This window comes from Stenotrophomonas ginsengisoli (genome assembly GCF_001431485.1).
Lineage (GTDB): Bacteria > Pseudomonadota > Gammaproteobacteria > Xanthomonadales > Xanthomonadaceae > Stenotrophomonas > Stenotrophomonas ginsengisoli.
Window position 1 is genome coordinate 66,197 of record NZ_LDJM01000006.1, and the last position, 25,723, is coordinate 91,919.

General features: G+C 65.7%; 28 protein-coding genes and 1 tRNA gene. 15 read left to right on the plus strand and 14 right to left on the minus strand.

The genetic code is table 11. The features are described 5' to 3' along the window. Positions 1-120 precede the first annotated feature (120 nt). The 9 genes from acpP (at position 121) to ABB30_RS01840 (ending at position 8,203) form a co-directional block, all read left to right on the plus strand. Positions 121-360 (plus strand): acyl carrier protein, encoded by a 240-nt coding sequence (gene acpP / locus ABB30_RS01800; RefSeq protein WP_057636567.1) that lies wholly within the window; start codon positions 121-123, stop codon positions 358-360. 127 nt (positions 361-487) lie between these two features. Continuing rightward, a complete protein-coding gene (fabF, locus tag ABB30_RS01805) occupies positions 488-1,720 on the plus strand; it encodes a beta-ketoacyl-ACP synthase II (protein WP_057636569.1) in 1,233 nt (410 codons plus the stop codon). 116 nt (positions 1,721-1,836) lie between these two features. Continuing rightward, positions 1,837-2,898: an endolytic transglycosylase MltG gene (gene mltG, locus ABB30_RS01810; protein WP_057636570.1), complete on the plus strand. Its 1,062-nt coding sequence runs from the start codon at positions 1,837-1,839 to the stop codon at positions 2,896-2,898. Further along, positions 2,895-3,557 carry a dTMP kinase gene (gene tmk / locus ABB30_RS01815; RefSeq protein WP_057636572.1) on the plus strand — a complete coding sequence of 221 codons (663 nt, stop codon included), beginning with the start codon at positions 2,895-2,897 and terminating at the stop codon, positions 3,555-3,557. The genes mltG and tmk overlap by 4 nt, the downstream gene beginning before the upstream one ends. Next, on the plus strand, positions 3,554-4,513 hold the full coding sequence (locus tag ABB30_RS01820; RefSeq protein ID WP_211263435.1) for a DNA polymerase III subunit delta': 960 nt from the start codon (positions 3,554-3,556) through the stop codon (positions 4,511-4,513). Before tmk ends, ABB30_RS01820 begins: the two co-directional genes overlap by 4 nt. Next, on the plus strand, positions 4,510-4,863 hold the full coding sequence (locus ABB30_RS01825) for a PilZ domain-containing protein (RefSeq protein WP_057636576.1): 354 nt from the start codon (positions 4,510-4,512) through the stop codon (positions 4,861-4,863). The genes ABB30_RS01820 and ABB30_RS01825 overlap by 4 nt, the downstream gene beginning before the upstream one ends. 65 nt (positions 4,864-4,928) lie before the next feature. After that, positions 4,929-5,003: transfer RNA gene (locus tag ABB30_RS01830), tRNA-Val, on the plus strand. Between the two features lie 223 nt (positions 5,004-5,226). Next, positions 5,227-6,207 carry an Lnb N-terminal periplasmic domain-containing protein gene (locus ABB30_RS01835; RefSeq protein ID WP_057636578.1) on the plus strand — a complete coding sequence of 327 codons (981 nt, stop codon included), beginning with the start codon at positions 5,227-5,229 and terminating at the stop codon, positions 6,205-6,207. Next, entirely contained in the window at positions 6,200-8,203 is a 2,004-nt protein-coding gene (locus ABB30_RS01840) for an esterase/lipase family protein (RefSeq protein ID WP_057636580.1), read from the plus strand. The genes ABB30_RS01835 and ABB30_RS01840 overlap by 8 nt, the downstream gene beginning before the upstream one ends. Before the next feature lie 66 nt (positions 8,204-8,269). On the opposite strand, the gene ABB30_RS01845 is transcribed toward ABB30_RS01840, so the two are convergent. The 4 genes from ABB30_RS01845 to ABB30_RS01860 form a co-directional block, all read right to left on the minus strand. Then, complete coding sequence (locus ABB30_RS01845) at positions 8,270-8,677, minus strand: hypothetical protein (protein WP_057636581.1); 408 nt, start codon at positions 8,675-8,677, stop codon at positions 8,270-8,272. 29 nt (positions 8,678-8,706) lie between these two features. Further along, entirely contained in the window at positions 8,707-10,119 is a 1,413-nt protein-coding gene (locus ABB30_RS01850) for a phosphatase domain-containing putative toxin (RefSeq protein WP_057636583.1), read from the minus strand. A 268-nt stretch (positions 10,120-10,387) separates the two neighbouring features. After that, positions 10,388-11,206: a pyrroline-5-carboxylate reductase gene (proC, locus tag ABB30_RS01855; protein WP_057636585.1), complete on the minus strand. Its 819-nt coding sequence runs from the start codon at positions 11,204-11,206 to the stop codon at positions 10,388-10,390. A 23-nt stretch (positions 11,207-11,229) separates the two neighbouring features. Beyond that, positions 11,230-11,925, minus strand: coding sequence for a YggS family pyridoxal phosphate-dependent enzyme (locus tag ABB30_RS01860; RefSeq protein WP_057636587.1), 696 nt, complete (start codon positions 11,923-11,925; stop codon positions 11,230-11,232). Positions 11,926-12,013: 88 nt separating this feature from the next. On the opposite strand from ABB30_RS01860, the gene ABB30_RS01865 reads away from it, so the two are divergent. The 3 genes from ABB30_RS01865 (at position 12,014) to ABB30_RS01875 (ending at position 15,052) form a co-directional block, all read left to right on the plus strand. Then, positions 12,014-13,051 (plus strand): type IV pilus twitching motility protein PilT, encoded by a 1,038-nt coding sequence (locus ABB30_RS01865; RefSeq protein WP_057636589.1) that lies wholly within the window; start codon positions 12,014-12,016, stop codon positions 13,049-13,051. Between the two features lie 74 nt (positions 13,052-13,125). Then, entirely contained in the window at positions 13,126-14,256 is a 1,131-nt protein-coding gene (locus ABB30_RS01870) for a PilT/PilU family type 4a pilus ATPase (RefSeq protein WP_057636591.1), read from the plus strand. A gap of 124 nt (positions 14,257-14,380) precedes the next feature. Beyond that, positions 14,381-15,052 carry a YitT family protein gene (locus ABB30_RS01875; RefSeq protein ID WP_057636593.1) on the plus strand — a complete coding sequence of 224 codons (672 nt, stop codon included), beginning with the start codon at positions 14,381-14,383 and terminating at the stop codon, positions 15,050-15,052. Here the strand turns inward: ABB30_RS01875 and ABB30_RS01880 are convergent. Next, a complete protein-coding gene (locus ABB30_RS01880) occupies positions 15,015-15,587 on the minus strand; it encodes a DNA-3-methyladenine glycosylase I (RefSeq protein ID WP_057636642.1) in 573 nt (190 codons plus the stop codon). The two genes, ABB30_RS01875 and ABB30_RS01880, sit on opposite strands and share 38 nt — an antisense overlap. Before the next feature lie 56 nt (positions 15,588-15,643). Here ABB30_RS01880 and ABB30_RS01885 point away from each other — a divergent pair, with 56 nt between their 5' ends. From ABB30_RS01885 to ABB30_RS01895, 3 genes are read left to right on the plus strand one after another with little or no spacing between them, the layout of a single operon-like run. Then, positions 15,644-16,210 carry a YqgE/AlgH family protein gene (locus ABB30_RS01885; RefSeq protein WP_057636595.1) on the plus strand — a complete coding sequence of 189 codons (567 nt, stop codon included), beginning with the start codon at positions 15,644-15,646 and terminating at the stop codon, positions 16,208-16,210. A 5-nt stretch (positions 16,211-16,215) separates the two neighbouring features. Further along, positions 16,216-16,674, plus strand: coding sequence for a Holliday junction resolvase RuvX (gene ruvX, locus ABB30_RS01890; RefSeq protein ID WP_057636596.1), 459 nt, complete (start codon positions 16,216-16,218; stop codon positions 16,672-16,674). Between the two features lie 17 nt (positions 16,675-16,691). Continuing rightward, the gene (locus ABB30_RS01895) at positions 16,692-17,642 is read left to right on the plus strand and encodes an aspartate carbamoyltransferase catalytic subunit (RefSeq protein ID WP_057636598.1); all 951 of its coding nucleotides are present in this window, start codon (positions 16,692-16,694) and stop codon (positions 17,640-17,642) included. A 52-nt stretch (positions 17,643-17,694) separates the two neighbouring features. On the opposite strand, the gene ABB30_RS01900 is transcribed toward ABB30_RS01895, so the two are convergent. The 9 genes from ABB30_RS01900 to ABB30_RS01940 all read right to left on the minus strand — a co-directional run bounded on the left by ABB30_RS01900 (position 17,695) and on the right by ABB30_RS01940 (position 25,696). Then, positions 17,695-17,961: a hypothetical protein gene (locus ABB30_RS01900; protein WP_057636600.1), complete on the minus strand. Its 267-nt coding sequence runs from the start codon at positions 17,959-17,961 to the stop codon at positions 17,695-17,697. A 4-nt stretch (positions 17,962-17,965) separates the two neighbouring features. Continuing rightward, on the minus strand, positions 17,966-19,327 hold the full coding sequence (gene mgtE / locus ABB30_RS01905) for a magnesium transporter (RefSeq protein ID WP_057636602.1): 1,362 nt from the start codon (positions 19,325-19,327) through the stop codon (positions 17,966-17,968). A 112-nt stretch (positions 19,328-19,439) separates the two neighbouring features. After that, a complete protein-coding gene (gene ptsP / locus ABB30_RS01910) occupies positions 19,440-21,167 on the minus strand; it encodes a phosphoenolpyruvate--protein phosphotransferase (protein ID WP_057636604.1) in 1,728 nt (575 codons plus the stop codon). 52 nt (positions 21,168-21,219) lie between these two features. Continuing rightward, positions 21,220-21,489 carry an HPr family phosphocarrier protein gene (locus ABB30_RS01915; RefSeq protein WP_057636606.1) on the minus strand — a complete coding sequence of 90 codons (270 nt, stop codon included), beginning with the start codon at positions 21,487-21,489 and terminating at the stop codon, positions 21,220-21,222. Beyond that, positions 21,482-21,880 (minus strand): PTS sugar transporter subunit IIA, encoded by a 399-nt coding sequence (locus tag ABB30_RS01920; protein WP_057636608.1) that lies wholly within the window; start codon positions 21,878-21,880, stop codon positions 21,482-21,484. The genes ABB30_RS01915 and ABB30_RS01920 overlap by 8 nt, the downstream gene beginning before the upstream one ends. A gap of 77 nt (positions 21,881-21,957) precedes the next feature. Continuing rightward, positions 21,958-22,830 carry an RNase adapter RapZ gene (gene rapZ / locus ABB30_RS01925; protein WP_057636610.1) on the minus strand — a complete coding sequence of 291 codons (873 nt, stop codon included), beginning with the start codon at positions 22,828-22,830 and terminating at the stop codon, positions 21,958-21,960. Continuing rightward, positions 22,827-23,777, minus strand: coding sequence for an HPr(Ser) kinase/phosphatase (gene hprK / locus ABB30_RS01930; RefSeq protein WP_057636613.1), 951 nt, complete (start codon positions 23,775-23,777; stop codon positions 22,827-22,829). The genes rapZ and hprK overlap by 4 nt, the downstream gene beginning before the upstream one ends. A gap of 94 nt (positions 23,778-23,871) precedes the next feature. Next, entirely contained in the window at positions 23,872-24,189 is a 318-nt protein-coding gene (gene hpf, locus ABB30_RS01935) for a ribosome hibernation-promoting factor, HPF/YfiA family (RefSeq protein WP_057636615.1), read from the minus strand. A 58-nt stretch (positions 24,190-24,247) separates the two neighbouring features. Then, complete coding sequence (locus ABB30_RS01940; RefSeq protein ID WP_057636617.1) at positions 24,248-25,696, minus strand: RNA polymerase factor sigma-54; 1,449 nt, start codon at positions 25,694-25,696, stop codon at positions 24,248-24,250. Positions 25,697-25,723: the final 27 nt, after the last annotated feature.

The window sequence follows — 25,723 nt, forward strand, 5'->3', positions numbered from 1 at the left end:
TGTTTGATTTAGGTGGTTTTTTTCAGGGACACTTGTCCCGGAAGTTTCCACTACACTATCCAACGGCCACCTTATCCGGTGGTATCTTTTGAACCACAACTCCATCTGGAGCGATACCCAATGAGCACCATCGAAGAGCGCGTCAAGAAAATCGTCATTGAACAGCTTGGCGTCAAGGAAGAAGAAGTCACCACCACTGCATCGTTCGTCGATGACCTGGGTGCCGACTCGCTGGACACCGTTGAGCTGGTGATGGCACTGGAAGAAGAGTTCGAGTGCGAAATCCCGGACGAAGAAGCTGAAAAGATCGGCACCGTCCAGGCTGCCATCGACTACGTCAAGGCCCACGTCAAGGCCTGATCGCGGTCATGGCTTGATGGTCGATCAGCGATCAAGGCCATCAAGGCGTAACCAGAAGGGCCGCGCTGCGGCCCTTTTTTTTACTCGATAGTCGCCACCAGCCGGGTGCTGGGCAGGAGAAATGAGCATGAGTCGTCGCGTCGTCGTGACTGGCATGGGGATGATTTCCCCGCTGGGCAATGATCTGGTCACCAGCTGGGAAGGCATTGTTGCAGGGCGTTCGGGCATCGGTCCGATCAGCAGCTATGACGCCAGCCAGTTCAGCACCCAAATCGCCGGCCAGATCACTGGATTTGACGTGGCCAACTTCGGTATTCCTGCCAAGGATGCCAAGAAGATGGACCCGTTCATCCATTACGGCCTGGCCGCCAGCTTCATGGCGCTGGATGACTCGGGCCTGGAAATCACCGAGGCCAATGCCGAGCGCGTGGGTGCGCTGATCGGCGCCGGCATCGGTGGCCTGCTCGGTATCGAGGAGCAGACCGCCAAGTTCCTGGAAGGCGGCCCGCGCAAGATTTCCCCCTTCTACATCCCCAGCACCATCATCAACATGCTGCCCGGGCAGCTGAGCATCCTGCGCGGCCTGAAGGGGCCGACCTTCTCGCCGGTCTCGGCCTGCGCCACGGCCAACCATTCCATCGGCACGGCCATGCGCATGATCCAGTACGGCGATGCCGACGTGATGGTGGCCGGTGGTGCCGAGCGTGGCTCCGCACCGACGGCGATGGCCGGTTTCTGTGCGATGAAGGCCATGTCCACCCGCAACGACGCCCCGCAGGCCGCCTCGCGCCCGTGGGACCGTGACCGCGACGGCTTCGTGCTCAGCGATGGCGCCGGCATCCTGGTGCTGGAGGAGTACGAACACGCCAAGGCCCGTGGCGCGCGCATCTACTGCGAGCTGGCCGGCTTCGGTGCCACCTCCGATGCGTACCACATGACCGCCCCGAGCGGCGAAGGCGCCAAGCGCTGCATGCAGCTGGCCCTGCGCGATGCCAAGGTCAATGCCGAGCAGGTGGGCTACATCAATGCCCACGGCACCTCAACCCCGCTGGGTGACCTGGGCGAGAGCGATGCGGTCAAGGCCGCCTTTGGTGACCACGCCTACAAGCTGATGGTCAGCTCGACCAAGTCGATGACCGGCCACCTGCTCGGCGCTGCCGGCGGCGTGGAGGCGATCTTCTCGGTGCTGGCCCTGCAGCACGGCATCATTCCGCCGACCATCAACCTGGACAATCCGGGTGAGGGTTGCGATCTGGATTACGTGCCGCACACCGCGCGCCAGCAGCAGGTGGATGTGGCCCTGTCCAACGGCTTCGGCTTCGGTGGCACCAACGGCTCGCTGGTGTTCAAGCGCCTGTAAGCCTTGCCTGGCGTGACCTGCATGCAACCGGTCCGCAAGGCCGGTTGCATGCGTTGCGGCAGTGCCGCGGTGGCACGGTATCCTGTACCACCTGATTGATGACTGCGGAGAGCCCGATGGCCCCGACCAAGCGCGGTTGCCTGCGCGTAGTGCTGCTGCTCGTGCTGCTCGGCGGGCTGTTGTGTGCCGGTGTGATCGGCTGGGCCTGGCAGGCCCAGCGTGGTTTTGCCGACCAGTCGCTGCATCCGGTGGCCGAACGGGTCATGGTCGAGCGCGGTGACAGCTTCACTCGGGTCCTGGCCAAATTGCGTGCCGCCGGAATCGACAACGGCCATGACCAGCAATGGCAGCTGCTGGCCCGCAAGCTGGATGCGGCCGGCAAGCTGAAGGTCGGCGAGTACGACCTGACCGGCCCGTTGACCGTGTCCGAGCTGCTGTTGCGCATGCGCGATGGCAAGGTGGTTCAGCACCGCCTGACCATCGTGGAAGGCTGGAACTTCCGCCAGCTGCGCTCGGCCCTGGCCCGGGCCACGCCGCTGGAGCAGGACGCCGCCGAACTGGATGATGCGGCCCTGATGGCCGCGCTGGGCTTTGCCGGTGAGCATCCGGAAGGCCGCTTCCTGCCCGAAACCTATGTTTACCAGCGTGGCGACAGCGACCTGGATGTGCTCAAGCGTGCCCATGCGGCAATGGAGCAGGCCTTGCAACAGGCCTGGCAGGGCCGCGCCGAAGGCCTGCCTCTGAACAGCCCCTATGAACTGCTGACCTTGGCCTCGATCATCGAAAAGGAAACCGGCCTGGCGGCCGAGCGCCCGCAGATCGCCGGGGTGTTCGCGCGCCGTTTGAAGATGGGCATGCGCCTGCAGACCGATCCGACCGTGATCTACGGCATCGGCTCGGCCTATGACGGCAACATCCGCAAGAGCCATCTGACTACCGACACCCCCTACAACACCTATACCCGCGCTGGCCTGCCCCCGACGCCGATCGCCATGCCCGGGCGTGCGGCACTGCAGGCCACCGCGCACCCGGCCGATGGCGATGCGCTGTATTTCGTGGCCATCGGTGATGGCAGTGGCGGCCATGTGTTCTCGGCCACCTATGTCGGGCACCAGAAGGCCGTGGCCGATTATCTCCAGCGCCTGCGTCAGGCGCGCCAGGACAATGCTTCGCAATGAATGATGTGCTTCCCCGCCGCGCGCGCCTGATCACCCTGGAAGGGGGCGAGGGCGCGGGCAAGAGTACGGCCCTGGCCACGGTGCGCGACTGCCTGCAGGCGGACGGTGCCAATCTGGTGGTCAGCCGTGAACCTGGCGGCACCCCGCTGGCCGAACAGCTGCGGGCGATGGTGCTGCATGCCAGCCGCCAGGACGATGCCGACGAGCGCCTGCATCCGTCAGCCGAGCTGCTGATGGTGTTTGCCGCCCGCGCCCAGCATGTGGCCGAGGTGATCGAGCCGGCGCTTGCGCGTGGTGATTGGGTGCTGTGTGACCGTTTCACCGATTCCAGCTTTGCCTACCAAGGCGCCGGCCGGGGCCTGGATATGGCCTGGCTGGCCGACCTGGAGCGGCGCGTGGTCGGTTTTCTGCCTGGGCTGACGCTGTGGCTGGATGTGCCGGTGGCCCTTGGCCGTGCGCGGGTCCAGCGCCGTGGCGGGGTGCCCGATGCGATCGAGCGCGAGCAGGATGATTTCTTCGAGCGCGTGCATGGCGGCTTTGCCGCGCGCATGGCGGCCGATCCGCAACGCTTTGCCCGCATCGATGCCAGTCTGCCGTTGGCGCAGATGGTGGAGCAGGTACAGCGCGCCGTCACCTCCTATCTGCAACAGGTGGCCTGATGGGCAGCCTGACCCCGTGGCAGCAGGGCATCCATGACCAGGTCATCGCCAGCCTGCAGGCCGGGCGTCTGGGTCATGGCCTGCTGTTTGCCGGGCCGGCCGGGATCGGCAAGCGTGCGGTTGCCCTGCAGCTGGCCCGTCATCTGCTGTGCCAGGGCGAGCCGGCCGCTGCAGCGCGCAGCGCACACCTGATCGATGCCGGCACCCATCCGGACCTGCAGCTGGTGTCCTTCATCCCCAACAAGAGCGGGGACAAGCTGCGCACCGAGATCGTGATCGAGCAGATCCGCCAGGTCAGCCAGAAGCTGGCGCTGACCCCGCAGTATGGCCAGGCCCAGGTGGTGATCATCGAACCGGCCGAGGCAATCAACACCGCTGCGGCCAATGCCCTGCTCAAGACCCTGGAAGAGCCGGCCCCGGGCCGTTATGTGTGGTTGCTGTGCAACGAGCCGGCCCGTCTGCCGGCCACCATCCGCAGCCGCTGCCAGCGCCTGGAGTTCCGCCTGCCGCCGCATGATCAGGCCTTGGCCTGGCTGCAGCAGCGTGGGCATGGCGCTGATACCGCGGCCGCGGCGCTGGATGCGGCACGCGGGCACCCCGGACTGGCCGATGAGTGGCTTTCCGGCAGTGGCTGGGCCCTGCGCGGGGAGGTGGCCGCGGATCTGGCACGGCTGGCGGCAGGCAAGCTGGGCGCTGCCGCACTGGCCACGCGCTGGAGTGGCGATGAGCAGCTGGCCTTGCGCCTGCGTCATGCCGCCGAACTGGCACTGGAGCAGGCGCGCGATTGTGGGTTGACCGCGCCGGCACGATTGCCCAAGCTGGCGGCCTGGTTTGATGCCGCCAATGCCACCGCGAACCTGTTGCGCACCACCGTGCGTGCGGACCTGGCCTTGGTTGAATTGCTGATGGGGTGGCCGGCCGCCGTGGCCGGGCTGCCCAAGGGGACAAGACAATGAGTGCAGTCAACGCGCGCCAGGGCATCCTGTCGCTGGTGATCAAGGACAAGCCGACGCTGTACAGCGCGTACATGCCGTTCATCAAGAACGGCGGGGTCTTCGTGCCCACGCCCAAGCGCTATTTCCTGGGCGATGAAGTGTTCGTGCTGCTGAGCCTGCCCGATTCGGCCGAACGCCTGCCGGTGGCCGGCAAGGTGGTCTGGACCACCCCGATGGGGGCGCAGGGCAACCGCTCGGCCGGCATCGGCGTGCAGCTGGCTGATGGCCCGGAAGGGGAGGCGATCCGCAACAAGATCGAAACCCTGCTGGCCGGCGCGCTCGGCGCTGACAAGCCCACACAGACTATGTGAAAAAATTTTTCACAAAAGTGTTGACCTTCTTCAAGTAATCTCTATAATTTCCCTCATCGCGACACGGGCGGTTAGCTCAGCGGTAGAGCATTGCCTTCACACGGCAAGGGTCACAGGTTCGAACCCTGTATCGCCCACCACTCGCGAAACGAAAAAAGCCACTGCTTGCAGTGGCTTTTTTGTTGCCTGTCACCGCGGCATGGCCGGCCATCAGCACCCTGCATCGCTGTTCATGGCGTGCTGCGGCAGGCGTTTCTCGCCATCCATGCCGCGCAACTGGCACGATGCGACATCTCTTGTGCAGGTGGCATCGGTATGGCGGTATGGATAAGACGGATTGGCAAGCTGCTGGCTACGCTGCTGTTGCTGGTGGTGGCAATCTGGGGTGCGGGGGTCATCCATTTCCATGCCAGTGGTGCCGTGCATGGCCTGGGTATGCTGTTGTGGGGGGGCTTGTCGCTGGCCCTGCTGTGGTGGTTCTGGCGTGATCCCGGCCGTGGCCTGGCCTGGACCGGGTTGGCCTTCCTGCTCGCCTTGCTGGGCCTGAGTGTGTTCTGGAACAGCCTGCATCCGTCACAGGACCGGCAGTGGGCCGATGATGTGGCCCGGCGCCTGCACGTGCGCAGCTTCGATGGCCGGCATGTGGTGCTGGACAACGTGCGCAACTTCACCTGGCGCAGCGAAACCGATTACGACATCGTCTGGGAGCCGCGCCGTTACGACCTGCAGCAGCTGCAAAGTGCCGATGTGCTGCTTTCCTACTGGATGGGCCCGACCATTGCCCACACCTTGGTCTCCTTCGGTTTTGCCGATGGCCGCCAGCTGGTGTTCTCGCTGGAGATCCGCAAGGAGCACGATGAATCCTTCGATGCCCTGGCCGGCTTCTTCCGCCGCTATGAAATGACCCTGGTCGCTGCCGACGAGCGTGACATCGTGGCTACGCGTACCAATGCCCGTGGCGAGGACGTCTATCTGTACCGGGTCAGCGCCCTGCAGGGGCAGGCCTTGCGCGAGCTGTTCGTGGCCTATCTGGAGCAGGCCCGTGCGCTGGACCGGGCGCCGGCTTTTTACAACACCTTGACCAGCAACTGCACCACGATCGTCTGGCAGCTGGCGCGCAAGGTCAGCCCGGATCTGCCGCTGGACTGGCGCTTGCTCGCATCGGGCTACTTTGACGATTATCTGCAACAGCAGGGAGCCTTGCCGCAGGGCGTGGCGCCGGCAGCATTGAAACAGCACGGGCGGATCACCGGGCGCGCACGCGCCGACGGGGCCAGCACGCATTTTTCGCAGCGTATCCGTCAGGGTGTGCCGGGAATTGATCAGGGAGCGGTGGATGAGTAAGCATCTTGGGGCGCATCGGCTGATGCGTTTGTTGCTGGTGACGGTGCTGCTGGGCATGGGCAGTGGCTGCGCCATGGTCAAGATGCGCACGGTGGCCACGCCGGATTTCACCGCGGCCAAGCGCTCTGACGTGCTCAGCAGTGGCAAGCTGGGTCACGCCACCCAGGAGGCATTGCAGGTGATCGGGATCGATCCGGCCACCTGCGTAAAGCAGACCGCCGACTGCATCAGCCAGATGGGCCAGCGCCCCGGTGTGAGCAACGAGGTGCGCCTGGCCGCCCTGGCCGAACTGTGGACCCTGAGCGCCCTGGCCCAGGCCGAGGTGGACCGCAAGGCCGGTGGCGCTGCCTCGCAGATTGCCGGTGATGCCTGGCTGGAAACCGCGCGTTACGCCTACGCCTACCTGTTTTTCTCCGGGCGTACACCGTCGCAGCGGGCATTGGAGGATCGCCAGCTGCAGGTGCGTGATTACTACAACCATGCCGTGGAGCAGGTGACCTCGGGATTGTTCGAGCGTGCCCGTGAGCAGGCGGCTGCCGGTGGCAGCGGCACCGGCATCCATGTTGCCGAGCAGGGCTGGAAGATCACCGCCCGTTATGACGCGCTGGGCCTGCAGAGCGTGCCGCGTTCGATGATGGCCGCCTCCAGCATCAGTTTTGCCGGCCTGCGCAGCACCTACCGGCGCGATGGCTTCGGTGCCGAGCTGGTGGTGGTGATGGAGCCACAGCGGCTGACCGTGCCGCTGGCCGACACCGAGCCGGAAGAGCGGCGCAGCCCCGCCAGCAACGTACCGTTGTTCAGCGAGATGCCGGCGGTCAATGCCACCGCGGTGCTGCGTTTTGCCGGCAACAGCCTGGAGCAGATCCTGGCCTCGCGCGAGCTCAGCCTGGAGGTGTACGCGCCGGAGCGCACGCAGACCATCAGCATGGAAGGCAATACGGTGCCGCTGGCGGCCAATTTCACTGCCGCCTATGGGCTGTGGCTGGCTGATGCGGGCTTTGCCACCGAATCGCTGCGCACTCTGTTCGGGCGCAGCGAGGGGATCACCCAGCCGCACATCTACCTGATGCAGCCCTATGACCCGGACAAGCGGATCATCTTCCTGCTGCATGGCCTGGCCAGCAGTCCGGAAGCCTGGGTCAACCTGGTCAACGAGGTGACCGGTGACAAGGTCCTGCGTGACAAGTACCAGGTGTGGTCTGTGTATTACCCCACCAATGCCCCGGTTGGCCTGAACCGCTACACCATCTCGCGGGCACTGAACCGGACCCTGGCCCATTTCGACCCGCAGGGCACCGCACCGGCCAGCCAGGACATGGTGTTTGTCGGCCATTCGATGGGCGGCATCCTGGCCCGGCTGATGCTCAGCACCCCCGGTGACTCCTTGATGGAGTCGGTGCTGGCGGGCTTTGCCCTGGATGACCAGCGTCGTGAGCGGGTCCAGCGTCGCCTCGGGCCGATCCTGCGCTACCAGCCGCAGGCCAATGTCAGCCGGGCCATCTTCATCGCCAGCCCGCACCAGGGCACCGACATCGCCAACCGTGGCCTGGGCAACTTCATCGGCAAGCTGGTGCGCCTGCCGCTGACCATCCTCGGCGGTTTTGCCGATGTGGTGCAGCTGCTGGCCGATCCCACGGCGGCCAGCGAAGGTGAGGGCGATGACAAACAAAAGCCGCGCGTGCCCAACAGCATCGACAACCTCAAGGCGACCGATCCTTTCATCCGTGCCGCCGCCGGCCTGCCACTGCGCAGTGGCCTGCCTTACCACTCCATCATCGCCCGGCGTGATCCGGCCGTGGCACTGGAGCAGTCCGACGATGGTCTGGTGCCGTACTGGAGTGCCCACCTGAGCGGCGCGCAGTCGGAAAAGGTGATCACTGCCTGGCACAGCGTGCAGGAAACGCCCGAAGCAGTGCTGGAGGTGCGGCGCATCCTGCACGAGGAACTGGCCGAGGACGGTGACCTGCCGCAGGGGCTGCAGCCGGCCACGCCGTAAGCGGGCAACTGGCAGGCAACAAAAAACCGCGGCTTCAGGCCGCGGTTTGGGTATTGCCGATGCCGGTCAGACGGCCGCTTCGATTTCCGGCATCGCCAGGCGGGCCTTGGTCAGCGCCATGCCCAGGTTGGCAGTGCGACGGCAGACAAACACCATCACGTAGCTCGGGTAGCGCTTGCCGCGCATGAACACGTGGATCAGGTTTTCGCTGTTGACGATGATTTCCTGGAAGTAGTGGGCGCCTTCACCTTCGGGCAGGCCGCGCGAGCGACGGAACATCTGTTCGATGGCGCGCACGTTCGGGCCTTCGTACAGGTCGGCAGTGGCGGCGGCGACCAGGTCCAGCACTTCACGCGGGTGCGAGTCGACGGTGCGTACTGACAGCAGCATGCCCGAGGAGATATCGACATAGCCGGCGGCCAGACATTCGGGGATGGAGGCGACGGACTTTTGGATGGTGGCGTCAAGTGACATTCAAGGTTCCTGGCGATGGCGTGGGGGGGTTACAGATCAGGGGCGCGGATGAGCAGGTTGGTTTCCAGCTCATGCAGCAGTTGTTCCTGCACGGCCGACTGCACGAAACCAGGTTCGATGGCGCGCAGTCGTCGCAGTGATTCTTCGGCGGTCAGGCCCTGGCGGATCAGCCAGCTGCCAAGCACGGTGCCGGTGCGGCCAAGGCCGGCCAGGCAGTGCACGGCGACCACTTCGCCCTGGGCGATCAGGCGGTCGATCTTGACCAGCAGCATCTTCATCCACATCAGTGGCGGTGCATTGCGGTCCTCCACGCCCATGTGCAGGGTGCGCAGGCCGGCGGCCGGGATGGCGGTATCGCTCATCGGTCTTTCGGTCAGGTTGATCAGCACCGTGACCCCGACATTGCGCAGCAGGACCAGGTCATGCTCGATCGGCAGCATCGCCCCGGGCATCGGACAGCCGGCCAGCTTGCCGGGCACCAGCCAATGGAAGCCATTGGGGCCACGGCTGGCCGGCATCACGCCGGGCGGCAGTTCGTAAGGCAGGCCCAGACCGACGGTGATGCTGGCCTGGTTGCCGTCGGCAGCGCTCATCGGCGCTGCTGGCGCGTCGTTTGCAGCTGTTGGCGACGGCACGGCGATGACCGCAGCGGCCACGGGCGTGGCCGGCGCTGCCGCCACGATGCTGGCTGGCGTCGAGTCGAGCAGGACACCGGCCTCCAGCTCTTCGGGGCGGGCATCCGGTGCCGGCACATGGCAACTGCCGGTGCGCAGGAACTGGGCCAGCACCGGGTGTGCCTGGGGATTGTCGAAGAAGGTGTTGCTGTCGGCAGCGACCTGGACCCGGCCGCCGGCCAGCAGCACCACGCGATCGGCGATCTGGCGGGCCTGTTGCTGGTGATGCAGCACCACGATGCAGGTGTGGGTGGTGGCCAGGGAGGTGATCAGCTGCAGGACACGCTGGCTCTGGCTCTCGTCCAGATCGCTGGTGGGTTCGTCGATGAGCAGGATCGGGCTGCCGGTGAGCACGGCGCGGATGATCAACGCGCAACGCATCAACTCACGGGGAAGGTCGAACAGGCGCTGCTGCTGGTGTTCGATCAGCGCGGACTGCTGCAGCTGCTGCAGGGTATCCAGGGCGCGCTGGCGCATCTGCGCCGGGGTCATGCCATTGCCGCGTTGGGCGGCAATCAGGGTGTCCAGGACACTGAAGTCCAGTTCACGCGGGTGCTGCTGGGCCAGTGCGGGCGGGACGCCGGCGGCCAACTGCAGGGGCTGGCCATCGAGCAGGATCTGCCCACTGCTGCTGCCGTGGGCGCTGTGCAGGCCGGCCAGGGTCTTGAGCAGGGTGGATTTGCCGGTGCCGGCCGGGCCCATCAGCACGGTCACGCCCGGGCCGCTGATGGACAGGCTGATCTGGGTCAGGATCGTGCGCCGACCCAACTGGATGCCCCAATCGACAAAATCAATCTTTCCAGGCCGCGAGCATGGCTCACTGCCAAAGTGCAAAAATTCTACCGTCATTGAAAATCCCGAAACTGGTCGCTCTGCTTGCTGCCAACCCCCTGGCAGCTTCCCCTGTACAAACCGTGCAGCAGGACTTCAACTCACAACATCTGTCCGAGCAGTGTTGATTGTCTGGTGACCGCTGTCCACGTTTTTGGCTGCATGTGTCGCAGCCGAAGTGTGTGCCATTTTGCAGTTTGGACAATTAACCTGACTTGGCCAGCTGGCGGCCACGTTCGGCGGCAGCGGCAATGGCCGCATCGAAAAGCGTGCCCAGGCCACCGTGCTGGAGCACTTCCAGCGCTGCCTGGGTGGTGCCATTGGGAGAGGTCACCGCCTGACGCAGCTGGCCGGGCGTCTGCCCGCTTTCGGCCAGCATGCGGCCGGCCCCGATGATGGTCTGCACCACCAGTTGGTGGGCGCTGTCGGCATCCAGCCCCTGGGCAACAGCGGCGGCCTCCATGGCTTCGGCCACCGCGAACAGGTAGGCCGGGCCCGAGCCGGACACGGCGGTTACCGCATCCATCAAGGATTCCTCATCGATCCAGCGCACCTGACCGGCCGCGGCCAGGATCTGGGTGGCCTGCGCGCGCGCGCTGGCATCGACATCGCTGCCGGCGTACAGGCCGCTCATGCCGGCGCCGAGTAGTGCCGGGGTGTTGGGCATGGCGCGCACGATGCGGGCACGGCTGCCCAGCGCGTGCTGCAGGGTGGCGGTGGTGATGCCGGCGGCAATGGAGATCACCAGCTGGGAGGTGTTGATGCGCCCGGCAAGTTCGCTGCAGACGCTGGCCATGACCTGGGGTTTGACCGCCAGGACCCAGCTGCCGGCGGCCAGGTTGGCTTCGGCAATGGAAGCAGCCGTGATGATGCCGTAGCGCTGGGCCAGGTCTGCGCGCAGGGCATCGAGCGGCTCGATCACCTCGATGGCGCTGGCCGGCGTACCTGCGGCAATCAGGCCGGCGATCAGGCTGCGCGCCATGTTGCCACCACCAATGAAGCTCACCAGAAGCGAAGAAGACATGGCCGGATTCCTTTGTTGTGGATTCAATGTGGGGCGTCGGTGGATCTGGCCGGGCGGGCACCGAACAGGGCACTGCCGACCCGGACCATGTTGGCGCCGGCGGCCACGGCCTGCGGATAGTCCGCGCTCATGCCCATGGACAGGGTGTCGGCCTGGGGGAAATCGGCCTGCAGGCGCTGCAGCAGGGCGGCCATCGCCTGGAAGGCGGGCAGGGAATGCTGCGGATCGGCGTGGGCGGCCGGAATGGCCATCAGCCCACGCAGCTGCAGGCGCGGCTGTGCGGCGATCCGGCTGGCCAGGGCCAGCACCTGCTCCGGGGCGCAGCCATGCTTGCTGTCCTCGTCATCGATGTTGACCTGGATCAGCACGTTCAACGGCGGCAGGTTGGCCGGGCGGTAACGGGCCAGGGCATCCACCAGCTTGGGCCGGTCCACGCTCTGTACCCAGTCAAAGTGGGTGGCGGCCAGCTCGGCCTTGTTGGACTGCAGATGGCCGATCAGGTGCCACTCCAGCCCCAGCGCGGCCAGTTCGCCAATCTTGGCCACGGCTTCCTGCACGTAGTTTTCACCGAAGGCACGCTGGCCCTGTGCGGCCAGGGCGGCCACTGCCGCTGCCGGCTGGGTCTTGGACACCGCCAGCAGACGCGCCGGATGCTGGCCGCAAGCACCGGCCAGGGCATCAAGCCGGGTCAGGATCAAGGACAGGGGGGAGGAGGACACGCAATATTTCCCGCTGAGCGAAGGAGGCTATACTGCAGCTTGGGGAACAATCCTTCCAGCCAACGGCTATACAGGGGATACAAAGCACATGGATATCGCCGAACTTCTGGCGTTCTCGGTTAAGAACAAAGCATCGGACTTGCACCTGTCTGCAGGCCTGCCGCCGATGATCCGTGTTGATGGCGACGTGCGTCGCATCAACATTCCGGCCCTGGACCACAAGCAGGTCCATGCGCTGGTCTACGACATCATGAGCGACAAGCAGCGCCGTGACTTTGAAGAGTTCCTCGAGGTCGACTTCTCCTTCGAGATTCCCTCGCTGGCGCGCTTCCGTGTCAACGCGTTCAACCAGAACCGTGGTGCCGGTGCGGTGTTCCGTACCATTCCCTCCGAAGTGCTGACCCTGGAAGACCTGGCCTGCCCGCCGATTTTCCGTGAGCTGATCGAACAGCCGCAGGGCCTGATCCTGGTCACCGGGCCGACCGGCTCGGGCAAGTCGACCACGCTGGCAGCGATGATCGACCACATCAACAAGAACGAATACGGCCACATCCTCACCGTCGAGGACCCGATCGAATTCGTCCACACCCCGCAGAAGTGCCTGATCAACCAGCGCGAAGTGCACCGTGACACCCACGGCTTCAACGAAGCGCTGCGCTCGGCCCTGCGTGAGGATCCGGACATCATCCTGGTCGGCGAATTGCGTGACCTGGAAACCATCCGTCTGGCCCTGACCGCTGCGGAAACCGGCCACCTGGTGTTCGGCACCCTGCACACCAGCTCGGCGGCCAAGACCATCGACCGTATCATCGACGTGTTCCCGGCCGGCGAAAAGCCGATGGTGCGCTCGATGCTGTCCGAATCACTGCGTGCGGTGATTTCCCAGGCCCTGCTGAAGAGGGTTGGCGGCGGTCGCGTGGCGTCGCATGAAATCATGGTGGCCACCCCGGCCATCCGTAACCTGATCCGCGAGGACAAGGTGGCGCAGATGTACTCGGCCATCCAGACCGGCCAGGCCATGGGCATGCAGACCCTTGACCAGAACCTGCAGGATCTGGTCAAGCGCAGCCTGGTGACCCGCAACCAGGCCCGCGAGTACGCCAAGGACAAGCGCCTGTTCGAATGATCCATCCCCGGCCGGTGCCGCACAGGCGCCGGCCTTGCTGTCAGCCGCATTGCCGTCCACCGCTGGAGTAGCCCATGAGCAGCCTCGACTTCACCTCCTTCCTCAAGCTGATGGCGCACCAGAAGGCGTCTGACCTGTTCATCACCGCAGGCATGCCGCCGGCGATGAAGGTGCACGGCAAGATCAGCCCGATCACCCAGACCCCGCTGACCGCGCAGCAGAGCCGCGACATGGTGCTCAACGTGATGACGCCCAAGCAGCGCGAGGAGTTTGAAAAAACCCACGAGTGCAACTTCGCCATCGGCGTGGCCGGTGTGGGCCGCTTCCGTGTCAGCTGCTTCTACCAGCGCAACCAGGTCGGCATGGTGCTGCGCCGGATCGAGACCAAGATCCCGACCGTCGAAGAACTGGCCCTGCCGCCGGTGATCAAGTCGCTGGCCATGACCAAGCGCGGCATCATCATCTTCGTCGGTGCCACCGGTACCGGTAAGTCGACCTCGCTGGCAGCGATGATCGGTTACCGCAACCAGAATTCCTCGGGCCACATCATCACCATCGAGGACCCGATCGAATTCGTGCACAAGCACGCCGGCTGCATCATCACCCAGCGCGAGGTCGGCATCGACACCGATACTTGGGAAGCGGCGCTGAAGAACACCCTGCGCCAGGCCCCGGACGTGATCATGATCGGCGAGGTGCGAACCCGCGAGGGCATGGACCACGCCATTGCCTTCGCCGAAACCGGCCACCTGGTGCTGTGCACCCTGCATGCCAACAACGCCAACCAGGCGATGGACCGCATCATCAACTTCTTCCCCGAAGACCGCCGCAACCAGCTGCTGATGGACCTGTCGCTGAACCTGAAGGGCGTGGTGGCCCAGCAGTTGGTGCCGACCCCGGACGGCAAGGGCCGCAAGGTGGCGATGGAAATCATGCTCGGCACCCCGCTGGTGCAGGACTACATCCGCGACGGCGAGATCCACAAGCTCAAGGAAGTGATGAAGGATTCGGTCCAGCTGGGCATGAAGACCTTCGACCAGAGCCTGTTCGAGCTGTACCAGGCCGGCGAGATCAGCTACGACGATGCGCTGCGCTTTGCCGATTCGCAGAACGAGGTCCGCCTGCGCATCAAGCTGTCCCAGGGCGGCGATGCCAAGACCCTGGCCCAGGGTCTGGATGGTGTGGAGATCGCCGAAGTTCGCTGATCTTTTTCCAATTCAGCTTGTGAACCTGACGCCCGGCTGCCCGCCGGGCGTTTTGTTTTGTGCAAGTGCAGCAAAATTGGTTTCAATTGTGTCTAATACACCTCCCCACCCATGATGTGCTGGCATGCCCGCGTCCGTCCCCCCGGCCGCCGATACGGCGGTTGCCCCGACTTCTTCCAAGGCCAGTCTGCCGCTGGCCGGCCATGGTGTGATTGACGACATCCAGGGGCTGCTGCTGGCAACCCTGGTCAGCTCGCTGGGCCTGGCCGTACTGGCCCACGACAACCTGCTGGTGGGCGGCATGGCCGGCCTGTCGCTGCTGCTGCATTACGCCTTTGACTGGCCGTTCTCGGTGGTGTTCGTGCTGGGCAACCTGCCGTTCTACTGGCTCTCGGTACGCCGCATGGGCTGGGAGTTCACCCTGAAGACCTTTGCCGCGGTGGCCGCCTGTGGCGCGCTGACCGACCTGTTGCCGCGCTGGATCGACATCACCTTCAGTGGCGACAGTGCACTGATGTCGGCGGTGATCGGCGGCTGCCTGACCGGCCTTGGCATCCTGTTCTTCGTGCGCCACCGCGCCTCGCTGGGCGGGATCGGCATCCTGGCCATCTACCTGCAGCAGTCACGTGGTTGGAATGCCGGCCTGTTCCAGCTGTGCTATGACCTGGTGCTGATGGCTGTCGCCCTGCTGGTGCTGCCGGCCAGCAATGTGGCCTATTCGGTGATCGCGGCGCTGCTGATCGGCATGGTGCTGGGCTTCAACCACCGCCCGGGGCGTTACCAGGGCCGCTGCTGAAGTCCTGGGCCCAGGCCGCGCCGGCGTTGATGGTGCGTGCGTGGACCGGGCAGTCGGCGGCGTGGGCGCCCGGCAGCCAGCCGGTGCTCATCAGGAACTCGCCGGTGATCTCGCCACCGGTGAAGCGGAAGGTCTGCTTGAACAGCTTGACCCAGGCCGGCTTGTCACGCGGGTGATGGGCCGCCAGCCAGGCATGGAAACCGCCATGGCTGTGGCGCAGGCCGGCGATCACCCCGGCATTGTGGATGGCCGCGGCGATTTTCAGCCGGTTGCGGATGATGCCCGGATCATCGAGCAGGCGCTGTACCTGGGCCGGGCCGTAGGCGGCCACGCTGTCCACATCAAATCCGTCGTAGGCGCGGCGGAAGTTGTCCTGCTTGGCCAGGATGGTCAGCCAGCTCAGCCCGGCCTGGTTGATCTCCAGTACCAGGCGCTCGAACAGCGCGCTCTCATCGTGCACCGGAAAGCCGTAGTGCAGGTCATGGTAGGGGCCGTGCAGGGGATGGCCGGGGGCAATGCGGCAGTAGCTGGACATGGCGTTTTTGCCTTTGTGCACGGCCTGAAACGGCCACAAGGCGATAGAATGACGGAATGTCCAGTTCTACGCTCGCCCTGACCAACCACCTGCTGGTGGCCGCTCCTTCCTTGCAGCAGGAGCCGTTTGCCCGTGGCGTGGCGTTGATCTGCCAGCATGATGACCAGGGTGCGATGGGGGTGCTGGTCAACCAGCCTTCCGAGTACACCCTGGGCGATGTGTTCGAGCAGATCGGCCTGCACAGCGAGGATGCCGACCTGCAATCGGTGCCGGTGCTCAATGGCGGCCCGGTGCACACCGAGCGCGGCTTTGTGATCCATGACGATGCCCGCCACTGGAGTTCGAGCCTGACTGTGGCCGATGGCTTGTTCCTGACCACCTCGCGCGACATCCTGCAGGCCATGGCCGAGGGGCATGGCCCGCGCAATGCCCTGGTGGCGCTGGGCTGTGCCGGCTGGGGCCCGGGCCAGCTGGAAACCGAGCTGGGTGAAAACAGCTGGCTGACCGTACCCAATGCCGAAGCGATCCTGTTCGAGCTGCCGCTGGACAAGCGCTGGCAGGGTGCTGCCGGCCTGCTCGGGTTCGACATGGCCCATCTCACCGATTACAGCGGACGGGCCTGAATCCCATGGGTCCCATTCCTGCCGACGCTACGGTACTGGGTTTTGACGTGGGCTCGCGCCGGATCGGTGTGGCCATCGGTTCGGCCTTTGCCGTGGCCGCCCGCGCCATCGCGGTGGTCGAGATCCCCGCCGGCGGCATTGACTGGGCGGCGATGGACCGGCTGATCAAGGAATGGCGCCCGCAGGGTCTGGTGGTCGGTGACCCGTTGACCTTGGAAGGCGAGGACCAGCCCAACCGCAAGCGTGCCCATGCCTTTGCCCGCCAGCTGCTGAGCCGTTATGCGGTGCCGGTGGTGCTGGTGGACGAACGTTCTTCTTCGGTCGAGGCGGCGCGCCGTTTCGCGCAGCAGCGTGCCAGCGGGCACAAGCGCAAGCGCGATGCGGCCAACCTCGACGCCGTTGCCGCGGCGGTGATCATCGAGCGCTGGCTCGATTCCCCGGGCGACGCCATTCCGGTTTCCTAGACTCCCCCCTCTACAACATGACTGCCCAGCAATTGGATTCGACCGGCCGCCTGCGTCACCTTCTCACTCTGGAGGGGATGCCCCGTCCCGTCCTTGAAGGTTTGCTGGATCAGGCCCAGGCCTGCCATGACAGCGCCATCGGCCGTACCACTGACCGCCGCGAGGTCCTGGCCGGGACAGCGGTGTGCACGCTGTTCTTCGAGCCGTCCACCCGCACCCGTTCCTCCTTCACCCTGGCCGCGCAGCGTCTGGGCGCCGATGTGATGAGCTTTGATGCCTCCACCTCCTCGGCCAAGAAGGGCGAGACCGATACCGACACCCTGCGCAACCTGGAGGCGATGGGCGTGCGCGGTTTTGTCATCCGCCACCCCGATGACGGGGCGGTGGCCCGCCTGGCCGCCACGGTGAAGCCGGAAACCTGCCTGCTCAATGCCGGTGACGGCCGCTCCGGCCACCCGACCCAGGGCCTGCTGGACATGCTGACCATCCGCCAGGCCAAGGGCACGGATTTTTCTGCGCTGAAGGTGATGATCGTCGGTGACGTCAAGCATTCGCGGGTGGCGCGTACCGACCTGCATGCCCTGCGTACCCTGGGCGCCGGCGAGATCCGCGTCTGTGGCCCGGCCAACCTGCTGCCGGACGATGACACACTGGCCGGTTGCACCGTCGGCGATGATCTGGACGCGATGATCGAGGGCGTGGATGTGCTGATGATGTTGCGCCTGCAGCACGAGCGCATGAGCGAAGGCCTGGTGCCCTCGCTGGAGGCCTACCACGCACGCTGGGGCTTGAATGCCGAACGCCTGCGTCGCGCCGCACCCGATGCGATCGTGATGCATCCGGGCCCGATCAACCGCGGCGTGGAGGTCACCGATGAAGTGGCCGACGGCCCGCAGTCGTGGATCCTGCGTCAGGTGGCCAACGGTGTGGCCGTGCGCATGGCCGCGCTGCAGGCCGTGCTGGGCTGAGCCTGGCCGGCGTCAGACAGAAAAAAGGCGCCTTGTGGCGCCTTTTTTCGTTTCAGCCCTGGCGGGAGTTGAAGGCGTCCAGCAGGGCCAATTGCTCCAGCGCCTCGGGATGGCCATCGGCGGCGGCGGCCTGCACCTGGGCCAGGTCCGGGTGGGCTACCACCAGCACCAGGCATTCGCAGTGCGGGCAGCTGTATTCGCTCTGCTCGCGGTGCGGCTCCAGTTCCATCTGCACGCTGAAGCCTTCCCACTCGCAGGCCGGGCAGATGTGGCGGGCATCGCGCCAGGCGCTGAAATAGTTGTCGACGGTATGGGTCATGGCATCAGTGCAGCAGGATCGCGGTGGCCAGGCCGAGGAAGGAGAAGAAGCCGATCACGTCGGTCACCGCGGTGACCACCACGGTGCCGGCCACGGCCGGGTCGACATTCATGCGTTTGAGCAGCAGCGGCAGCAAGACGCCGGCCAGGGCGGCGGCGCAGAAGTTGATGATCAGGGCCAGGGCGATCACCAGCATCAGCAGGGCACTGCCGAACCAGGCCCAGGCGATCAGGCCGACGATGCCGCCGATCAGCACGCCGTTGATCAGGGCCACCCGGATTTCCTTCCACAGCAGGATGCGCGCATTGCTCGGGCCCACCTGGCCCAGGGCCAGGCCGCGCACCATCAGGGTCAACACCTGGACGGCGGCATTGCCACCGATGCCGGCCACGATCGGCATCAGGATGGCCAGGGCCACCACCTTTTCCAGGGTGAGTTCGTATTGGCCGATCACCGTGGCGGCGAGGAAGGCGGTGGCCAGGTTGATGCCCAGCCAGACGATGCGGCCGCGTACCGCGCGCTTGATCGGCGAGAACAGGTCTTCCTCTTCGTCCAGACCGGCCGCGCCCAGCGCCTGGTGCTCGGCCTGGCTGCGGATGATGTCCACCACGTCATCGATGGTGATGCGGCCGAGCAGGATGTTGTTCTCGTCCACCACCGGCGCGGAGACCCAGTCATGGTCGGAGAACTGGCGGGCCACTTCCTCGGCACTTTCATTCACGTCGATGGCCGGCTGCTCGTCATCGATCAGGCGGTTGATCGCGGTGGTGTCCTCATGGGTCACCAGCGAGGCCAGCGAGACCCGGCCCAGGTATTGGTGGCGCCGGCTGACCACGAACAGGTGGTCGGTATGGTCGGGCAGTTCGCCGCGCAGGCGCAGGTAGCGCAGCACCACATCGACATTGACGTCGGCGCGCACGGTGACCACGTCCGGGTTCATCAGGCGGCCGGCGGTGTCCTCGGCATAGGACAGCACCTGCTCCAGCCGTTCCCGGTTCTCGCGGTCCATCGACTTGAGTACTTCATCGATGACCGTGTCGGGCAGGTCCTCGACCAGGTCGGCCAGGTCATCGATGTCCAGGTCTTCGACCGCGGCGATGATTTCGTCCGGGTCCATCTCGGCCAGCAGGCTTTCGCGCACTTCCTCGCCGACGTGCAGCAGCACCTCGCCGTCGTCCTCGGCATCGACCAGGCCCCAGACCACCTCGCGTTTGCCCGGTGGCAGGGATTCAAGCAGATTGCCGATCTCGGCCGGCGCCAGGGTATTGATCAGCCGTCGTACCGGGCCAAGCCGGCCGCTGTCCAGTGCATCGGAGAGCAGCCGCAGCTGGCGTGCGGTCTTGTCGTGGCGTACAGCTTCGGCCATGCGCGGTTCCCGGAGTGGATCGTGGGCCGACAGGGATGAAGCTGCGGCATCGGAACAGGACTGTTGTGGCGGGCATTATCCCTCGCGGGGTCTGGGCTGCCCAGCCCTTGGTTCAACGTCCCGGCGTGATATGGGTGGCAATCCAGCGTTCGATGGCACGGCGGTCACGCGCGCGCAACAAGGCAGGACGTGCCGCGGACAGCTGTTCCAGGTCGCTGTTGCGGATGGCCTGGCGTACTTCCAGCAGGCTGGAGGGATGCAGGCTCAGCTCGCGCAGGCCCAAAGCCAGCAGCAGCGGCACCAGGCGCGCATCGCCGGCAATCTCGCCGCACACACAGACCGGTACCTGCGCCGCGCTGGCGCTGTCCAGCAGCTGGGCCAGCAACTGCAGCAGGGACGGATGCAAGGGGTTGTAGTAGCCGGCCACGGCGGGGTTGTTGCGATCAGCGGCCAGCAGGTACTGGACCAGGTCATTGGTGCCGACGGAAAGGAAATCGACCAGGTCGATGAAGCCGTGCACGGCCAGTGCGGCCGCGGGCACTTCGATCATCGCGCCCAGGGCGACCTGCTCGGAAACCGCATGGCCACTGTCGCGCAGCTGGCGTTGGATCAGGCGCAGCCGGCGGCGTACCGCCAGCACTTCCTCACGGCCGCTGACCATGGGCAGCAGGATGCGCACCGGGCCATAACCGGAGGCGCGCAGGATCGCCCGCAGCTGGGTGTCGAACACCGCCGGGTTGGCCATGGACAGGCGGATGCCGCGCAGGCCCAGGGCCGGGTTGTCCTCATGGCTGGGGGCCAGCCCGGCGCGGTCGGCCTTGTCCGCGCCCAGGTCGATGGTGCGGAAGGTGGCCGGGCGTCCGGCCATGGCCAGCACGGCATCGCGGTAATGCTCGAACTGGGTCTGTTCGTCAGGCAGGTGACGGCCCTGCAGGAACAGAAATTCGGTGCGGTACAGGCCCAGGCCGGCCGCTCCCAGACGGTGGACCTGGGCAAAGTCCTCGCTGCTTTCGGCATTGAGCAGCAGCCGGATGTCGGTGCCGTCCAGGGTGCGGCTGGGCTTGCTGCGCAGGCGTTGCAGCTCGCGCCGTTCGCGGGCCAGTTCGCGCACGCGCAGGCGGTACTGCTGCAGTTGCCCGGCATCCGGGTCAGGGGTGATCTGGCCGCTCTCGCCGTCGATGATCAGCAGCTGGCCGCTGTGCAGTTTCTGCAGCGCGTTGCTGGCTCCGACCACCAGGGGCAAATGCAGCGAACGGGCCAGGATTGCACTGTGCGAGAGCAGGCTGCCGCCGGTGGTGACCACGCCGACCACGCCGCTGGCCGGCAGTTGCACCAGCTCGGCCGGGGCAATCGATTCACACACCAGGATTTCGCCGGCGACCCCGGCACTGTGGCGTTGCTGGGGGTTGAGCAGCTGCAGCAGACGGCCGATGACATGGTCCAGGTCATCCAGGCGGCTGCGCAGGTAGTCATCCTCCATCTGCTCGAACAGGCTGGCCAGACGCTGGCGTTGCACGCCCAGGGCGCAACTGGCGCTGTAACGCTGGCTGCGGATCAGTTCATCCAGTGCGGCCAGCAGTTCCGGGTCGTCCAGCAGCAGGGTGTGCAGGTCGAGGAATTCGCCGATCTCGGCCGGCATCGCGCCCTGCAGGCGCTGGCGCAGCGAGGCCATTTCCTGGCGTGCGCTGTCCACCGCCTGGTGCAGGCGGCTGACTTCTTCTTCAACCCGGTTGGCGGCAATCCGCTCACGGCCGACGCTGGGCAGCAACGGCTGGCGCACCCGGGCCCGGCCCAGGGCGGCACCACGCGAAGCTCCCAGGCCAGCCAGGCGGCTGGCCATCAGTCAGGGGCCCGGTGGCCGTTGCAGCCGGTCGGCTCGGTGCGCATCGGCGTCATTGCGCTTCGTCGAAGTTGCGCTCGAACAGCTCGGTCACCGCGGCCAGGGCCTGGGCTTCGTCGCTGCCCTCCACGCGCACCGTCACCGGGGTGCCCTGGCCGGCAGCCAGCAGCATCACGCCCATGATGCTCTTGGCATTGACCTCGCGGCCCTTGGCCACCAGGGTGGCATTGGCGGCGAAGCCGGAGAGGGTCTGTACCAGCTTGGCGGTAGCGCGGGCATGCAGGCCCAGCTTGTTGGATACGATCAGCTCACGCTCAAGCATTGTCGACAATGGCTCCATGTTCAGGGGCGCTGGCGGCGATCATGGTCAGTCCATCCAGCGCAAGATCGGGGTAATTCATCACGCGCACCAGCATCGGCAGGTTCAAGCCTGAAACCCTGCGGCAGTGCCGGTGAAGCGCATGCAAATCCGATGCCAGGTTGCTGGGAGATGCCCCGTACAGGTCAGTCAGCAGCAACACGCCGGCTCCGGTATCCAGATCCTGCAGGGTGTGCAGGGCGGTTGGCAGCAACCGGGCCGGATCGGCGTCGTAACCCACTTCCAGACATTGGCATTGCAGGGGCAGTGGCGAAGGGCCAAGCAGGTGGCCGACAACCTCCAGCAGTGCATTGCCAAGGCCGGGATGGGTCACCAGCAGGATTCCACAACGCATGCTTGCGACCATATCAGGTCAACGGGATCAACGGGGGGATAAAACCATGATCGGATGACGGTTTTTTCACAGCCGGCCTACTGCTGTTCACGATGGAAGGTGGCCACGTCACTCCAGCCCTGCTCGCGGGCATGCCGGGCCATGCGTTCGGCCATGTAGACCGAGCGGTGCTTGCCGCCGGTGCAGCCGAAGGCAATGGTCACGTAGCTGCGGGTTTCATGGCGCAGGCGGGGCAGCCAGGTGTCCAGCAGGGCGATGATCTGCTCGCTGTACAGGGCCACGTCCGGCTGCTGCTCCAGATACTCACGCACCGGCGCATCACGGCCGGTCATCACCCGCAGGTCCGGGTTCCAGTGCGGGTTGGGCAGGACCCGGGCGTCGAAGACAAAATCCGCTTCGGTGGGCACGCCGCGCTTGTAGGCAAACGACTCAAACAGCAACGAGACCTTGCCGTGGGTGGCCAGGGCGAATTCGGTGATCACCTTGCGCCGCAGCTGGTGCACGTTCATGCCGGTGGTGTCGATCACCGCATCGGCCTGGGCGCGCAGCGGAGCGCTGATCTGGCGTTCGTGCTCGATCGCTTCAGGCAGGGACAGGCCGAGCTGGCTCAGCGGATGGCGGCGGCGGGTATCGGCATAGCGGGCCAGCAGGGTGTCGCGATCAGCCTCGAAATACAGCAACTGGGCATCCAGTCCGTTGTCGATGGCCTGCTGGCGCCACGCCAGCAGCTGTTCGGGCGAGGTGCGGGCACGGGCATCGATGCCGATGGCAATGCGCGCGTCGGTGTCTTCAGGTTGCCTGGCCAGCACGCTGCGCACGAAGTCCGGCAGCAGGCCGATGGGCAGGTTGTCGCTGCAGTAGTAATCCAGGTCCTCGAAGGTCTTCAGGGCAATGCTCTTGCCCGAGCCGGACAGGCCACTGACGATGATCAGGGAGACCTTGGCGCTCATGTGCTGCGCTGCTCCAGCAGGTTGGAGTGGCGGGCAATGAACATGGCTGCCGGGTCGATGCCCTTGGTGCGCAGGATATGCAGGCGCGTGGCCGCTTCGGTAAGCACGGCCAGGTTGCGTCCGGGCATCACCGGCAGGGTGATCAACGGTACGTCCAGGTCCAGCACATGGCGCTTGCCCGAATCACCGGTCAGGCGCTCGTAACCATGGATGTTGGGTTCGGTCATCGGCTTGGTCAGGTGGACGATCAGCCGAAGGTACTTGTTCTTCTTTACAGCGGTGTCACCGAACATGTCGCGGATGTTGAGCACGCCCAGGCCGCGCACCTCCAGCAGGTCCTGCAGCAGTTCCGGGCAGGTGCCGTCGAGCACGTCCGGGGCAATCTGGGTGAATTCCGGCGCGTCATCGGCAACCAGGCGATGGCCACGGCTGAGCAGCTCCAGGGCCAGCTCGCTCTTGCCCGAACCGGCTTCGCCGGTGATCAGCACGCCAATGGAATAGATCTCCATGAACACCCCGTGCAGGGTGATGCGCGGGGCAAGGGTGCGGGCCAGATGATAGGAAATGTGGTTGAGCAGCTCGTGGCCGCGGCGCGGCGAGACCCACAACGGGGTGGCTGATTCATCGGCCGCCGCACGCAGGTCTTCCGGGCAGGTGTGGTTCTTGGTGATCACCAGCGCCAGCGGCCGGGCCTGCATGATCTTTTCGATGGTTTCCCAGCGCAGGCGCGGGTCCAGCGAGTCCAGCCAGTCCAGCTCCTCGCTGCCCAGGATCTGCACCTTGTTGGGGTAGATCGCGTTGAGGTAGCCGGCCAGCGACGGGCGGCGGGAGACGGTATTGCCGGCCTCCAGGTCACGCTGTCCACCGGTCTGGCCTGCCAGCCAGCGCAGGGCGAGTTTTTCCTTCTGCTGCTCGAACAGCTCCTGTGCGGTGATGCGGGTATTCATGGGGACCGTAGGGTTGGGGCGATGACCGCCTGCTCAGGGCAGGCGGTCGCAAGGCGCGGTTGCCGGTGCCCGCAGGCACCGGCAGGTGGCGGTGTCAGTCGGCGCTGTCGCGCAGGCTGGTGCCGTCATGGCTCTGGCTCTTTTCCTTGTGCTTGAGCAGCAGGCGGTCCAGCTTGTCGGCAAGGATGTCGATGGCCGCGTACATGGTCGGCGCGGAGGCATCGGCGTGCAGGGTCCGGCCCGGCAGGTTGACCGTGGCAATGGCCTGGTGGTCCGGCTTGTTGATCGAAAGTTGCGTGCGCACTTCGCAGTGGTGGCTGAAGTGGCGGGCCAGGCGCTGGAACTTGGTTTCCACGTATTCACGCAATGCCGGGGTGATTTCCAGCTGCTGGCCATAGGTTTCGATTTGCATCGCTTGCCTCCTGATTGGATCGGATGGACGCATGAACCTGCCACCGTTGCCCGGGACGTCAGCCGATGCGTACACGCTCGTGCGACGGCGGGATGTTCATGGCTTCACGATACTTGGCAACCGTGCGCCGCGCCACCGTCATCCCGGATTGTTTTAGAAGCTCTGTCAATTTGGCGTCGGATAAAGGTTTACGCGGGTTTTCTGCTTCGATCAGCCGGGCCAGCGTGGCCTGGATGGCGCTGCTGGCCGTCTCTTCGCCGTTGCCGGTGTCCATGCCGCTGCTGAAGAACTCGCGCAGGGCCACGGTGCCGCGCGGAGTGCGCACATACTTGCCGGCGATGGCGCGGGAGATGGTGGATTCGTGCAGTTCCAGTTCGCTGGCCATCTCGCGCAGGGTCAACGGGCGCAGTGCCTGACGGCCGTATTCCAGATAGGCAGCCTGGTGTACGAGCAGGGCGCGGCTGATCCGCAGCAGGGTCTGGCCACGTTGCTGCAGGCCACGGATCAACCAGCGTGCCTGTTGCAGGTGGCTGCGCAGGTAACTGCTGTCGCTGTCGCTGCAGTGGCCCAACAGCTGGGCGTAGCCATGGTGGATGACCACCGGCGGCCCGCTGTGGCCGGCCAGTGCGGCCTGCCAGCGGCCACGCTGGCGCCAGATCACCACATCCGGGATCACCCAGCTGCTGGTGTCGGCCTGGCCGACCAGGCGGCCAGGGCGCGGCTCGAGTTGGCGCAGCAGGTCCACCGCGGCCTGCATGGCGGCCACGGGCTGGCGCATTTCCCGGGCCAGCCCGTCGATGCCGGCACGCGGCAGGCGGGGCAGGGAGGTATGCGCCACCTGCAGGGCCAGCTCATGCCCGGGCAGGGAAGGCGGCAGCAGCCGCAGTTGCAGGGTCAGGCATTCGCCCAGGTCGCGGGCGCCCACCCCGGTTGGCTCAAGCCCTTGCACGTGGCGCAGCACGGCGAGGATTTCATCCTCGCTGGCCAGCAGTTCCGGCTGCAGGGCCTGGGCAATGGCGGGCAGCGGTTCGCGCAGGTAGCCATCGCTGTCGATGGCATCAATCAGGGCCAGGCCGATGTTGCGGTCGCGCTGGCTCAGCTTGAGCAGCTGGAACTGCGCCCGCAGGTGGTCGCCCAGGTCCTGGTCGCTGCCACCCAGCTTCAGTGCCGGCGGTTCGTAATCGCTGTCGCCGTCATGACGGCTGCCAGTCGCCCACGGGCCCTGGTCCGGGACCCAGTCCTGGCCATCGCTGTGCTCGTTGTCGGGCGCGGTGTCATTGCCGTTGGCCGCCGGTTCGCTGCTTTGTGCAGGGGCTGCATCGACACCGGGTTGCTCATTGCCCTGATGGGCTTCTTCGGCCCATTCCAGCAATGGATTGGAGGCCACGGCCTGGGCCAGCTCCAGTTCCAGCTCGGTCGCGGACAGCTGCAGCAGGCGCAAGGCCTGTTGCAGTTGAGGGGTCAGCGTCTGTTGCTGGCTGAGGGTGGTGTTGAGCCGGGTTTTCATTGCCTCCCCATGCACCGCGCCAAGCCG